The following is a 14,399-nucleotide window of genomic DNA, read 5'->3' as shown; positions in this document are numbered from 1 at the left end:
CTTGGTTTTTACTCTATTTGGCTTCTCCGCTCCAAAGCTTAACCCGGTCTTTGACGAACTGGCCATAGGCTTCCTCCATCTCTTTCACACCGGCCTTTTCCAGCTCCGCCATATACTCGTCCCAGATTCTATCGAACTGGTCCGGTTTGGCCATAATGGCTTCCGGAACACGCTTCCAGGTAATATCCTTCATTTTTGCTCCGAGAATCGTGGCTACGCTGTCGCTAGGCGGAGATATGTTATAAACCGCACCCGCTTTTCTTTCCGGGAACTCTTCCTCTTTCGGGAACAAATCTTTCCAGTGCTCGATCTTGTAAGCCGCTAACGCTTCCTTCTCCGGCTGGCTGTAAGTAGCGGTCAATAACTCTTCGTTATTCTTGGTAAAGTAATTTCCGGTGGAGTCCTTGATTCCGTCCCCGTAATGAACCGTCAGGTTCCAATATAATCCAAGGCCGGATTCTTTCAAGTAGCTGTTGCCTTCTTTATCCATTTTTTGCTGCGTTTCCGGAGGTACTATTCTTTTGCCGTCCTTAACGATGTAGTCTGTTCCTTCAATGCCCCAGTTAATAAGGATTTGTCCTTCTTCGGAGGCCAAGTAATCGAGGAACTTGATCGCCTTTACCGGGTCCTTGCACTTGCTGGAAATCGCTATGCCGTAACCGCCGTCAAAGCCGGCCGGCCAGAAGCTGGTATCCTTGTATTCTTTGGAAACCGTCACCGGATAATGACCGTAAGTTTGGTCGAATTTCTCGGCCGATTTCAGAGCCTGTTGCGCCTCGCCATAGTCCCATGCCGGATCGATCAGGCCGAGCACCCGGCCGGAAGCGACCTTCGCTTTAAACTGGTCCGTCTTTTGAACAAAACTTTCCTTATCCAGCAAACCGATATCGTTCATATGGTTCAGCCAGCGGAAATATTCCCGTTCCTCCGGACGGCGGAAATGGTAAGTCACATCAAAGGTGTTCTGATCGACGTAATATTCACCGTCATCCGGTGCGCCTGTCGTAAAGAAACCCATATTCGTCACCTGATACATATGCCAATCATCCGCGTTGAGCGTTAGCCCGATATTTTTGTTGCCGTTCTCATCCGTCGGATGCTTGGCCAAATAATCCTTAATGACCTTCTCGTAATCCTGAACCGTGCGGATTTCCGGGTAACCCGCTTCTTTCACGACGCGATGCTGGAGCTGGAAGCCATACTCGGCTTTTAATTTCCGCTCGTCGACCGAGGACCAGGTCGGAATCGCGTAGATCGATTGGTCTTCCAGGCTGTATTTGGTGCGAACGATCTTGTCGCCCAACATCTTTTTGATGTTCGGAGCGTGCTCCTCGATCAAATCCGTCAGATCGAGTACCGCACCTACGTCAACCAGCTTGCCGAGGTCCGCCTTGGCCGCGATGAGGTCCGGAACCTCGCCGGTGGCCGCCATAATCGACACCTTTTGAACGGGATCGCCTACCGCGAATTCCGCGTCCAGGATGACGCCCGTTTTTTCCGTGATCACCTTCCCTATTCGATCCTGCATATTATTCCAGTTGGAGCTGGCATCTTCGGAAAAATAGGTTAACGTAACGGGGCCGGACTTTGAGCCGCCTGCCGGATTAGCCGAATTTCCTCCATCGCCGGACTTGTTGCTACCGCTACAGCCGACGAGCTGGCCGAGCAAGAGCACGGCCGCCAGCAGAGAGACCGCCGTTCTTTTGGATTGGATCTTCATGATAGCTAAACACTCCTTTTAAAATGATTGGGTTACGGAACGGAATCACCTTAACATACCTGCATTCCACCCATTGCAGGCTCTTTCGCAAATCCTCGGCGCATCAGCTTTTCACGGCGCCCAGTGTCATACCTTTAACAAAGTACTTCTGCAAAAACGGGTACACGACAAGAATCGGCACGGTCGCGATAATGGTGATCGCCATCTTAACGGAATCCGGCGACACTTGAGCCATCAATTGGTTCATATTATCGCCTCGGACGTTATTGGCGTTCGTCGTGGTGCTCTGCAAAACTTTCATCAACTCATACTGCAGCGTGGTCAGACTGTCGTTGGAGCCGTTGAAAAGGTAGGTATCGAACCAGGAATTCCATTGGTTAACGGCGAGAAACAGCGCAACGGTGGCAAGCGCGGGTTTGCAGAGCGGAAGAATGACCCGCCAGTAAATCGTAAAGTCGTTCGCGCCGTCGAGTTTAGCCGATTCTTGAAGCGCATAAGGGATTCCATCGATGAACGAACGAATGACGAAAATGTTGAATGCGCTTACGAGCCCCGGCAGAATATACACGGCGAACGTATTGATCAGGTCCAGGTTCCGAATCAGAATGAAGCCCGGGATCAATCCGCCGGATACGTACATCGTGATAGCCAGAAACACCGAGACAAAACGTCTTCCTTGAAAATCCTTGCGGGCCAGCGTATAGGCAACCATCGAGCCACTGACCAGGCCGGCCAGGGTTCCGACGACGGTGCGGAGTACCGAGATTTTAAACCCGGTAACAAGCCCGGTGTAACTAAAGATCAGCTTGTAATTTTCCAGGGTAAATTCCCGCGGAAAAATAGTGAGTCCGCCTCGGACGGTATCTACGGAATCATTAAAAGAAATAGCTAGCACATTCAAGAACGGGTACAGGGTGACGACCGTAATAATGACGATCAGCACATACACAACCGTATCGAAAATCCAGTCCCGGAGAGGCCTGGAAGCCAGCTTCGACCTCTTGGCTTTGATATGAGCGGTAGAGGAACCGGCTGTTTCCATTTCAAAATCCCTCCTTATTACATGATGCTTTCATTGGCAAATTTCTTGAACATGCCGTTTGCGACAAACAGCAGGATCACACTAATCACCGAATTGAAGATATTTATGGCGGTACCGAAAGAATAGCGTCCCATGGACAAGCCATAATTTAACGCATATAAATCCAGCACTTCGGAATAATCGCTCACCATATGGTTCCCTAGCAGGAATTGCTTCTCGAACCCGATCCCGACCAGATGACCGATCGACATAATCAGCAGAACGATGATCGTCGGCCGAATGCCCGGTAACGTGATGTGCCATATTTGCTTCAAACGGCTCGCTCCATCCACCCGCGCCGCCTCATACAATTCCGGTCCGATGCCGGAGATCGCCGCCAAATAAATAATCGCGTTCCAGCCCGTCTCCTTCCAGACATCCGCTCCGGTCACAATCCCCCAGAACAGATGGCCATTCGACATAAATTGGATCGGTTCCTTGATGATATGAAGGTTCATCAACAAAGAATTGACAACTCCGCCGTCCGTCGACAGCATCTTGGTGACGATCCCGGCCGCCACGACCCAGGATACGAAATGCGGCAGATATGAGACCGTTTGCACAAACCGTTTCATAAACTGAATGCGCACCTCGTTAAGCAGTAAAGCGAAAAATACCGGAAACACGAAGCCTGCCACAAGCCCCATAAAACTCATAGCGAGCGTATTTCTCAGCACAAGGTAGAAATGGTCGTCATGAAACAGCATTTGAAAATGCTCCAGACCGACCCATTTTTGCTCCAGAAACCCCTTGCCTGGCTTATAGTTTTGAAATGCCATCGTCCAGCCCCAAAGCGGCAAATACTGAAACACGAAAACCCAAAGTACAAAAGGAATCGACATCATATAAAGGTATTTCTGGTTTTTGAATATTTTCCATTTTTGCGGTTTGTTTCTTGGCCCGATATCGGTTTGACTTCTTGCTGTTATCGCTTTCATCAGCTTGTTCCCCCCTCTCAGCAATAATTATAAAGCGAACGCTGGTTAGGAAACATAACGCGGATTCCGCACAAATTCATTCTAAAATCTTCAATGCTTTCAGAAACAATCACTGATTTGCAAGCAAATAAACTGAATCCCCCTGACGGTTGCAGCATCCGCATGACCGTACAGGGGATTCCGTTCCTTACTATGATCCGCCGGGCAAACCGCCGCTTCAGCCGGGGTTCTTCGCCGTGGATGCCACGTGCGTCAGCTTCACATAATCTATACTCACCCCGCCCCCGAGAGGCTGGATATCTATCGTGTTCTCGCCCTTTTGAAGGGTAATTTGTCCCAAAGCAACATTCTTCCACATCTTCGTTCCCGTAAATGTAGGATTCATTGCCGGTCGGTTGTTCACCATGACTTTGCTCTTCTTCCCACCGTTGTCCGCCTTGTAGCGAACCGTAAGCGTGTATGTTCCGGGCGCAACATTCGCCTTGATCCGCAGCTTTCCTCCCGCTCCTTCCGGACCGGTGACAGAGCCGTCCCTTGCATGACTATTCTGTCTATTCAGGGACATCCCGACCGATTCGCTATGCTCCGCTTGATACGTAAGGCTGGAGTACAAATCCGCCGGAAGCTCATCAAGTGTCAGAACGTAGTCGTGGTGATATATCTTTTTCAGATGCTCCAAAGTATTTGTCTTACCGTCCCTTATATGTTCGCCGGTCCATGTGTTGAAGAAGTTCCAATCGGCACCATACGCCCGCAGCAAATCGGGGTCCGGAATGGGGCCATTCTCCGCCAGGGCCACGATTTTCTTATGGTTCGTCAAAGTAAGAAGATTGTCGTATTTCGCGATGTTCGGGTGGTAGTCGCCCGCAGGGTTGTAAATATCGACACTTACGATATCCACGACTTCGTCGCCAGGATACCAATCCTTCTTCTCGGAGTTCCATACCCAAATCAAATTGTTCAGCTTATGATGGTTGGTCAACCGATCATACATCAGTCTGTACAGCCGCTTCGCCGGCTCCGGGCCTTTCGCCCCCCACCAGAACCAGCCGCCTTCCGCTTCGTGCAGCGGTCTCCATAGCACCGGTATATTATGATCCTGCAGGCGCTTCAACTGAACCGCGATCGCGTCAATGTCCCGGATGAGGAGCCTGTAGTCCTCGGAATCCGGATGCTCGAGTGCGTATTCTACGTCAAAGGTCGTAAACTCGGTATAAAATCCTCGCCACCATTCGCGTCCGGGATCGTCGCCTCCAATCCCCTTCGGCGCGTTCCAGTGCCAGAGCAAAGACACGATACCTCCGCGTTCATGCCATTGGATCAACTTCTCGATTTCCGACGAGGTTGCGCCCTTTTCGACACGGGAAGGAGAGTAATCCATCAGGTCGCCGGATAAAATCGCCGGGGATTTGCCGGTCTGCTGCTTAATCCACTCCGCATCCTCAAACGTTTGTTGTCCGGAAATGATCTTCCGTCCATACTGGTTAAGCATATAGTTCATCAGCGCCCTTGCTTCGAGCGTCGCGTCCGGATTGGTCAATACGTCGGTCGCTTTCTCATGACCGGGTACGGGGGGGGCCGCCGGTTCTAGCTTGATATGTTCAATGCCATAGTAACCCCATCCCCGCAAAATTTTGACGGTATTGCTGCCGGCGTTCAGCATGACTTTGGTGATCATCTTTTCCGCCCGGACCGTGCCTGCCGCCGGCGCATCGAGTGTCAGTTCCCCGGCTCCCGCACCATTTATCTGGATGGCCGTCACTTTGTCACCGTTCCCCTGGGGAAGATAATACCCCACACTCAGCTTATATAGGCCCCCCTCGGGGACGTTTACAGTGAATGTCGCACTTCCGACCGGCTTGGTAGCGTTTGCAACTTCCTCGAAAAAGAAGGAAATATAGCCTTCGCCGTCATACAAGGTGTCCTTCTCTTCAGGGACGCGGCCACGCTTCTCGATTCCATACCCTTCCAGAACCGCCTCTTTATAAGTAACGGTTACGGCCTTCGCCGGTTTGGCGGAAGCCTTCACGGTCGAGGAAGAAGCCGCTCCCACCGAACCGGTATACCCCATCGTCCCCAACCAGAAAAACAGTGTCAAACAAAAAACAAAGCTTGTTTTTCCCCGTTTCGCAGCCAGTGCAAAAGGTTTTTGCATCCTGTTCATTTTCTGTAATTTCCCCTCTCTTACACTTGTTTTATTGGCACCGCTTTCACTTCTGTCGTTATCTCCTCCCCCTTCGTGCTTCAAGCATAAGGCATCTCGGAAGCGGGAGACCATATCGCGAATTCCGCCGGTTTTCATTCCAAAATCACCATTCATTTCAGAAACCGCCAACGATTTTCATGAGAACCGTTCTTTTGAAAAGATGACGGCGACTGTCCCTCCATCTTTTTAAACTTGTTGTGAAAATAATTCACGTTAGAATAGCCGGCCTTTTCAGCGACTTCATATACCTTCATACCCTGTGCCAGCAGCTCCTTCGCTTTTTCGATCCGAACCCTGTCAAGATAGGTGTTGAAATATTCCCCCGTCTGATTTTTGAAAAGCTGACCCAAGTAAGAGCTGCTATAATTGAATACTTCCGAAAGCGTCTCCAGCTTTAGGTTTTCGTTATAATGCCGTTCAATATAATCGAGCATTCGCTTGATTTCATTGTCCCGGCTGGAATAATCGGCACAACGGGCCAGTCTTTCCAATATACCGGCAACATAGGTGACGAGCTCCCGGAGGGTCCGTTGGCTGGTGATGCCCGTTAAAAATTCGGACGGCCCTCCCGCATAACCTGATTCTTCCCAAAGGGGGGCAGGGACTTTTCGGGACGTTTCATTTGCGAGGTAAAAGAACTGTTCCCGAATTTCCGCCTCCCCCTTCCCCTCGGCTACCATCTGTGCAGCCGCTCCGTCCAGAAGCGACTGGATCGCCTCCGTATGTCCCACATCTACCAAATAGTAAATACGGAAGGCCAATTCCTTCTTGTCCGGCAAATTACCGCCTAGAGCAGCCGTTAGGTAGCTGGGTGGAGTCTCCGATGTAAGCAGCCTTCCTTTATCGTAGAAAAAGCTGCGTTCCAACAGGGAGCGGGCGGTCTGAAACGAATCAGGGATATCGCGAAACAGCCCCACCGTTTGGCCCGCCGCGGCATTCATCTCCCCTCGCAGCTCCTCTGCCAGGAGTTGCAGTTCACGGTAAAAGCGAGCCCGTTCGACATCGCCCACAGGCGGGCTTCCAAGGAGCAGCACGATATACGAGGCAAAGGCCAAAACGACGCTGCGGGCGTCCGAGGCGTATGTCTTGGCCAACCGCTCCCGAAAGCGGCCAATTCGCTCGTCCTTCTCCGACCGGATGCCCGGAAAATCCAACATGACGACCTGATACCTCGGCCAATCCATTCCAAGCGAGCCGGACAAGGTGTCGAGGGCCCCGCCTTCCGCTTCAAACGAACCGGACAGCAGAGAATACACCAACCATTCCCGGGTGTACGTCTCCCGCTGTACCTGTTTCTCCAGTTGTTCCGCAGCCAGTCGGGCATGGAGCTTTTCAAGAAGGGCTGACATTTCCTCTTTATTAACGGGCTTGAGCAAGTACCCCTCGACGTCATACTGCAGCGCACGGCGGGCATATTCAAAGTCGGCATACCCGCTGAGCACGACCGCATGCACGTTCCATCCCCGCTGACGAATCTCTTGGAGCAGTTGCAATCCGTTCATCCCGGGCATGCGGATATCAACCACAAGCAAGTCAGGAACCACTTCTTCAAGAGCCCGAAGTGCTTCTTTTCCGCTAGCCGCGGTATCCGTCACCTCATAGCCCAGCTCCTTCCACGGAATCAAGGTTTGCAGGCCAAGACGCAGTTTTGGCTCATCGTCAACGATCATCACTGAGAACATTCGATTCTCCTCCCCTAGGTATGCAAAATGAAATCCGGGTTCCCTCACCCTCTTTGCTTTCAATCGAAAGTCCCGAGCCTTCACCATAGGTAAGCCTCAGGCGGTCATGGACATTGCGGAGCCCAATCCGCTGACCGGTTTCCTCCGGTTCCTGGAGCTCTCTTACCAAGCTTTCAAGTTTCCCCGGCACAATCCCTGCCCCATCGTCCGAAATCTCCACAAGCACCTGGCCGTCTTCGCTATAGTCCGCCCGTATAGTGATAGATGTGGGGCCGTCCTCTTTCTGATCCAACCCGTGGAGAATGGAGTTCTCCACCAGCGGCTGAATGATCAGGGGCAGGATCTCGACCTCCCCAATCCCCGGCGCAAGTTCCAGCTTATACTGCAGCCGGTCCTCATAACGGAATTTTTGCAGCTCCAAGTAACAGCGAACCATGGCAATCTCCTCGGAAAGCGGAATTTTTCCGTTGCCGACTTCCAAACTGCTGCGGATCAACGTGCTAAGCTGCCAGATCGCCTGCGCTATATCTTCCTCTCCCCGCAGATGGGCCTCCATCCGAATCGATTCCAGCGTATTGAACAGGAAATGGGGGTTGATTTGGCTGGCCAACATCTTAAACTTGATCTCGCTTTGCTTTTGCTCCAGCAGCCGCTTCTGCCGGTTGGTCTCCTCCACTTCCAGCATCAGTTGGCTAAGCCTGCCGACCAGAGCGTTGAACCGGTGGGACAGCTGGCCGATTTCATCTTTGCCGTCCAAGTCGAGATAAGCATTCCAGGAACCTGTTCCGACTTTGGACATATGCTTGCTCAAACGCAGCAGCCGGCCCGTTATGAGCGATGCCGATGCCTGGACGAGCAAGACGGCGACGACGAGGCAGCCTCCGATGACCAAGGCGGCTAGCCGGATAACACCGTTTGCATCACGGACGATGTCCGATACGGAAAACACCGAGATCACCCGCAAGCCGTTCCAACTGCTCTGCGGAATTAAACTGGCGATGACGACCTTGGACGCCTTCCCGTCCATGACGGCATCGAAGCTTCCTTCGCTTTGCGTAAGCATACTGTCACCGGCGTGCACTTCGGCGAGATTTTTGCCGTACAGATTCGGCCGGTTTGCTGCCACGATATTGTTGTGGTCGTCAACGATCATGGTTTGAAAGGATTCCTGTGAAATAATCGAGTTCAGCAGGGCTGTATTAACATTGATGACAAGCACGCTTTCCTGACCGGGATCGTCGAGGCTGATTTTTCTCACCAAGCTCAGGTAGTACTTCTGATCCCGCTCATCCTGTATGAATCCCCAGCCGGCCAGCCCTTTTTTGCCCAAAGCCACCTTGTACCAATCCGCCTGTTCCGTCTTGGCATCGGGTTGCATGAACTCCCAGTTGTTCAGCATCGTCGGGTTTGGCGTATAGAGCCGGATGGCTTTTACCTCCTTGTACAGCCTCATGTAGTCCCGGATTTCCGTATATTGGCGGTAGGTCTGGATCACCTCGATGTAACTGTCGTAGCTGCGGCTCACCACCGATTTCAATCGGCTGTCATTGGAAAGTTGATAGGAGATATCGAGCGGCACCTTGATGACTTCTTCGGTCCGTTTCCGTACGCGATCCACATTGTCCGCCGCTTGCTTGAAGGCATCCTTGACCATGATTTCGCGCAGCTTGCCGGTAAAGAATACCCCGCTAACCAGCAGCGGAATAACCGCGACAGTGATAAAGGTCAGAGACAGTTTGTTCCTAAGCTTAATGTCGTTCAATACTCTGACAAAGTTCATGTCTTCCGCCCCTCGGTGTCATGAATACAAAAACGGCCCCTTTTCGACAAGGGGCTGTTTACGCTTCTTCGCAAAATTTCCTCAACGGATTAATATAGCTTAGGCAGCCGATCCAGTGTAACGGCGTATTCGTGATGGTAAGCCCGGCGCAGTTCTTCCTTCGACGTGAACAACTCCGTCTTGCCGAAATCGTTGGACCAGGTCATGAACCACAGCCACGGAATTCGCGATTCCGCAAGATCGGGCACACTGGGGATGGATCCGATTTCCCCCAGAGCCGCCAGTTTCTCCGTCGGCGTAATTTGGATCAACTCCTCGTACTCTTTCCGAAGGTCGGTATGCTCATGAGCCGGCGGGTACAAGTCCCTGGAGATAATATCCACTTTATCATCCCCGACATACCCTTCCGGCAGCGGCGAATTCCAAACCCAGATCAAATTGTTCAGCCCATGGAAACGAGTGTACCGGTCATACATGAGAAGATACAGCTGTTTGGCCACTTCCGGGCCCTTGCTGCCCCACCAGAACCACTCCCCTTCCGCTTCATGAAAAGGACGCCACAATATCGGAATCCGTTTATCGCGGAATTCCTTAAGGATGTCGGCCACATAGTCCATATCCGACAACAACGCCTTGTGCTCGGCGGTTCCTTCCACAATCGCCCGAGAAGCATCAAAATCGGTATGCTCCGCATAGAAGCTCTTATCCTTCCCGCCGAGCGGAGAGAACCAATGCCAGGTAAATGTGAGCAATCCTTTTTCGTTGGTCACCCAATCCCAGGCGTTTTGCAGCGTATTTTTGTTTTCATTGACTTCAAGCAAACATTCCTCGCCGCTCATTTCATAGTTAATGTTCGGGGAATAGCTCAAGAGTTCGAAACCGCAGAGGGCGGGGAGCTTCCCTGTCGCCTCTCGAATGTAATGCAGTTCCTCCTGTGTTGTGGTTTGCGTATGCTGCCCCGTGATAATGCCTTTGCCGGACAACCCGCTCAAATAATTTAATAGCGCTTTCACTTCTTCAGTTGCTTGGGGATTGCAAGGAACAGCTTGAGACATGGTAAGTCCATCCTTTCTTTTACTCCGGTAATTGATTTTAATAACATCGTTGTTATATTTGTTATTAGCACATTATTTTATTGACAAAACAAATATACTCCTTGTTAAGATAAAGGTCAATTACTACACAAAAAAACAATTTTATTTTGACTAACAAAATTTTATAGTATTGCTATTATTGTTATTTTAGTTTTCATTACAAAAGGCATTTCGATCTAAAAATTTTCAAAACTGCTTTCAAAAAAACCGAAGAAACACCCAAGTTTTACAAACCCCAATTGGTGCCTTTTAACAGCGCAAAATATAACTTGCAATCCGTAAACGGATGTCCTATAATAAGTTTTGTTGTTCTTAAATCATGCGCCCGTGGTCCAATGGATATGACGTAGGCCTCCGGAGCCTGAGATCGAGGTTCGATTCCTCGCGGGCGCGCCATCTTACTTAAATGACAGACATCCGCAGCACTGAACTGGGTTGCGCAGCCTGTTATCATCATCGCCCTGAGTTTGGGCTTTTTTATTACCTAGAGTTTGACTTTCTTTGACTTTCTGTTTGAAATTGTTTATGATGAGGTTAATATTCATCGATTCCGTCAATTCTTTAATTGATTGAACCGATTGGGCTCAAGGCTGACACACGGCCTTTCCCGGGATATAAGTCTGGCGCGAACGGGCTACGGGATTCCCGACGATGCTTGGGCCAGGAAGTGGTTCTGATTTATTAAACTTGATCCATTAATGAGGAGGTTTTATCGGTGAGTTATATTCCTATGGTCGTTGAACAAAGTAACCGCGGCGAACGCGCTTACGACATTTACTCCAGACTGCTGAAGGACCGCATCATTTTCTTGGGCTCCCAGGTGAATGACGTTGTCGCCAACTCCATCATCGCTCAGATGCTGTTTCTGGACGCGGAGGATCCGGGGAAAGACATCCATTTGTACATTAACAGCCCTGGAGGTTCCATCACAGCCGGTATGGCCATTTTTGATACGATGCAATTCATTAAGTCCGACGTTTCCACCATCTGCGTGGGTCTCGCGGCTTCCATGGGCGCCTTCCTGCTGAATGCCGGTGCGCCGGGCAAACGCTACGCGCTGCCGAACAGCGAAATCATGATTCACCAACCGCTTGGCGGTGCCGAAGGCCAGGCTACGGATATCGAAATCCGGGCCCGCCGCATTCTGAAAATGCGCGACAAGCTGAACAAAATTTTGGCGGAACGGACCGGTCAGCCGTTGGAACGGATCGAAAAGGATACGGACCGCGACTACTTCATGAGCGCCGCCGAAGCCAAGGAATACGGCTTGATCGACCGCGTGATCGAGAAGGTTACGCCGCAGGGCGTGTAATCGAATAACCGCTAACGGCAAGACTGCCTCACGAGCCCTTGCGCTCGGCGGGGCAGTCTTTTTCTTGCTTTTACGCGAATTCGGTGGAAGAATAAGTACATTACTTTTTAGCCAGTTTACCCAGCAAGGAGTGAGCGAATGAAACCAGTCAAGAGAAGCAAGTTAACCGAAGTGAGCCGTCAACTGGCCGAGGTGGCCGCGGGCACCCGCAAAGCCGATCTGGTCGTGAAGAACGGAACTCTGGTCAACGTTTATACGGGAAAGCTCCAGGCGGGCACGGATGTCGCGATCGCCTGCGGAAGGATCGCTTATGTCGGCGATGCCAGCCATACGATCGGCGAGCGGACCGCGGTCATCGATGCGGCGGGACGGTTTATCGTTCCCGGGCTGCTGGACGGCCACATGCATGTCGAGAGCACGATGCTCTCGGTCACCGAATTCGCCAAAGCGGCCTTAGCCAAAGGGACGACGGGCGTGTTTATGGATCCGCATGAAATCGCCAACGTCTTCGGAGCGGACGGGGTACGCTGGATGCATGAGGAAGGCCGGGGACTGCCGCTCAAGGTATATACGACCTTCCCTTCCTGCGTTCCGGCCACGGATCATCTGGAAGATGCCGGGGCGGCCCTGGATGTCGCCGACATTGAAGACGGGATGACCTGGGATGGCGTCGAAGGCCTCGGCGAGGTCATGAACTTCCCAGGGGTCGTGTACGGCGATCCCAAAATGACCGGCGAGATCGCGGCCACGATCCGGGCCGGCAAGGCGGTCACCGGGCACTTTCCGAGCGAGGAGGAGCCGCTCCTCCAGGCTTATATCGCCTCCGGGGTGACCTCGTGCCACGAGACCGTCACGAAGGAGCAAGGGCTGCTCAAGCTGCAGCTGGGCATGCACCTGATGATCCGTGAAGGATCGGCCTGGCATGATGTGAAGGAAGTGATCAAGGTCGTGACCGAAGACCATGTCTATCCCGGCAACATCATGCTGGTGACGGACGACGTGTACCCGCAGACCCTGATTGAGAAGGGGCATATGAACCATGTCGTCCGCCGGGCCATCGAGGAAGGCGTCGATCCGGTGACCGCCATCCAGATGGGGACGATCAACACGGCGCGTTACTTCCGGGTCGACGGGGACGTCGGCGGCATCGCGCCGGGCAAATGCGCCGATCTGCTGCTGATCGGCAGCCTTGAGCGCATGGAACCGTCCACCGTGATCGCGGACGGTTCGGTGGTGTACGACGGCGGCCAGCTTCGGCTGGACTTTCCGGATTACGCGTATCCGGAGGCGGCCCGCCGGTCGGTGCACCTCGCGCGGCCGCTGGAGGCGCGGGATTTCGCGCTGCCGAGCGCGAAGCGCGGCGCGGCCGCCGGGCCGGCCGAGACCCGGGTCAATGTGATCCGGGTCATCGAGAACAGCGCGCGCACGGCCCGTGGCGGGGCGCGCCTGGCCGTCGAAGACGGCTTCATCCGCCCCAGCGTGGAGCGGGATGTCCTTGCGCTGGCCTGCATCGACCGTCACCGCGGCAGCGGCGAGATCTCGCTGGCCTTCGCCCAAGGCTTCGGCCTGAAGCGCGGTGCGGTCGCCTCGACCGTGGCGCACGACAGCCACAATCTCCTGGTCATGGGCGCCGACCCGGAGGATATGGCCTTTGCCGCCAATGAGCTCGCGCGTCTGGGCGGCGGCATGATCGCCGTATTGGACGGCCAGGTCCTGGCGGCCGTGCCGATGGCGATCGCCGGGCTCATGTCCGACCAGCCGCTTGAGGTCGTCGTCAAGCAGGTCCAGGCGCTGGAAGAAGCCTGGCGGACGCTCGGCAGCCCGCTGAACGCCCCGTTCATGACGTTTTCGCTGATCGCGCTGCCGGTCATCCCCGAGCTGCGGATCACGAACCGCGGTCTGGCGGATGTGGAGCGATTCAAGCTGATTCCTGTCGAAATCGCGGATGAAATGAACCTGCCCTAATGCGCGAAAACTCGGCATAAACGGGAATTCTTTCCGTTAAATCCGGGGATTTCGACCCTCATGTCCTAGCGTTGCAATAAGCAATTTGATCACGAAGAATAACTGGGGAAATTAAGCCTGCGCATTCTCCTTTTAGGCCGCCGGCTTCCCTATGTGAACCGTGCAGGTGGTGTGCAGGTAAATAAGGGCGTTATGCGGCGCTATTTTGTCGAATTCGGCTGGTCGATGTGAAATAGCGGCTTTTTAGGGTCCTATTGTTGGAAAAAGCGGACCCAACCATCATTTTGGGGCCAGCAACAGGACAATAAGGCCCTTTTTGATCGCTATGATTCCCCCGAAGCCGAATCGGGCGGAAATAGCGCCGCAAAAGCCACTAGCGATGAACTAACCCTAACATGAAAGAAGAGGGTGGTTAAAAATGGGAGCCCCATCTTACGCAAGGCGTAGTCTTCCTTTTTTTTCGGGGAATTTTATTTTGCCTTTCCAGCTGGTACTAATGCCTGAGAGGACTCTAACGGCTGTAGCAGCCGCTATTTAACGAAAAGTAGCCCTTTCGAAATTCTAACGGTTGTGAGCGCCGTTATTCCCCTGGATTCTCGCCTTAACAGCCTGTTTATGCGA

At 52.6% G+C, this 14,399-nt stretch carries 9 protein-coding genes and 1 tRNA gene; 3 read left to right on the top strand and 7 right to left on the bottom strand.

The window, feature by feature from the left end:
• Window positions 1-13: 13 nt before the first annotated feature.
• The 7 genes from V4U84_RS20930 to V4U84_RS20900 form a co-directional block, all read right to left on the bottom strand.
• The gene (locus V4U84_RS20930; protein WP_334077897.1) at window positions 14-1,720 is read right to left on the bottom strand and encodes an ABC transporter substrate-binding protein; all 1,707 of its coding nucleotides are present in this window, start codon (window positions 1,718-1,720) and stop codon (window positions 14-16) included.
• 103 nt (window positions 1,721-1,823) lie between these two features.
• Window positions 1,824-2,762: a carbohydrate ABC transporter permease gene (locus tag V4U84_RS20925; protein WP_334077896.1), complete on the bottom strand. Its 939-nt coding sequence runs from the start codon at window positions 2,760-2,762 to the stop codon at window positions 1,824-1,826.
• 17 nt (window positions 2,763-2,779) lie between these two features.
• The gene (locus V4U84_RS20920; protein WP_334077895.1) at window positions 2,780-3,739 is read right to left on the bottom strand and encodes an ABC transporter permease; all 960 of its coding nucleotides are present in this window, start codon (window positions 3,737-3,739) and stop codon (window positions 2,780-2,782) included.
• A gap of 217 nt (window positions 3,740-3,956) precedes the next feature.
• Entirely contained in the window at window positions 3,957-5,903 is a 1,947-nt protein-coding gene (locus tag V4U84_RS20915; RefSeq protein WP_334077894.1) for a glycosyl hydrolase, read from the bottom strand.
• A 152-nt stretch (window positions 5,904-6,055) separates the two neighbouring features.
• Window positions 6,056-7,627 (bottom strand): response regulator transcription factor, encoded by a 1,572-nt coding sequence (locus V4U84_RS20910; RefSeq protein ID WP_334077893.1) that lies wholly within the window; start codon window positions 7,625-7,627, stop codon window positions 6,056-6,058.
• Window positions 7,605-9,407 carry a sensor histidine kinase gene (locus tag V4U84_RS20905; RefSeq protein WP_334077892.1) on the bottom strand — a complete coding sequence of 601 codons (1,803 nt, stop codon included), beginning with the start codon at window positions 9,405-9,407 and terminating at the stop codon, window positions 7,605-7,607. The genes V4U84_RS20910 and V4U84_RS20905 overlap by 23 nt, the downstream gene beginning before the upstream one ends.
• 89 nt (window positions 9,408-9,496) lie before the next feature.
• On the bottom strand, window positions 9,497-10,462 hold the full coding sequence (locus tag V4U84_RS20900) for a glycosyl hydrolase (RefSeq protein ID WP_334077891.1): 966 nt from the start codon (window positions 10,460-10,462) through the stop codon (window positions 9,497-9,499).
• A 360-nt stretch (window positions 10,463-10,822) separates the two neighbouring features.
• On the opposite strand from V4U84_RS20900, the gene V4U84_RS20895 reads away from it, so the two are divergent.
• The 3 genes from V4U84_RS20895 (at window position 10,823) to ade (ending at window position 13,778) form a co-directional block, all read left to right on the top strand.
• Window positions 10,823-10,897: transfer RNA gene (locus V4U84_RS20895), tRNA-Arg, on the top strand.
• A 319-nt stretch (window positions 10,898-11,216) separates the two neighbouring features.
• On the top strand, window positions 11,217-11,813 hold the full coding sequence (clpP, locus tag V4U84_RS20890) for an ATP-dependent Clp endopeptidase proteolytic subunit ClpP (protein ID WP_334074022.1): 597 nt from the start codon (window positions 11,217-11,219) through the stop codon (window positions 11,811-11,813).
• 138 nt (window positions 11,814-11,951) lie between these two features.
• The gene (gene ade / locus V4U84_RS20885) at window positions 11,952-13,778 is read left to right on the top strand and encodes an adenine deaminase (protein ID WP_334077890.1); all 1,827 of its coding nucleotides are present in this window, start codon (window positions 11,952-11,954) and stop codon (window positions 13,776-13,778) included.
• Window positions 13,779-14,399 lie beyond the last annotated feature (621 nt).

This window comes from Paenibacillus sanfengchensis (assembly GCF_036864765.1).
GTDB classification, from domain to species: Bacteria; Bacillota; Bacilli; order Paenibacillales; family Paenibacillaceae; genus Fontibacillus; species Fontibacillus sanfengchensis.
Note: the sequence above shows the minus strand (reverse complement) of the source record. Positions and strands in the feature narration are given on the sequence as shown.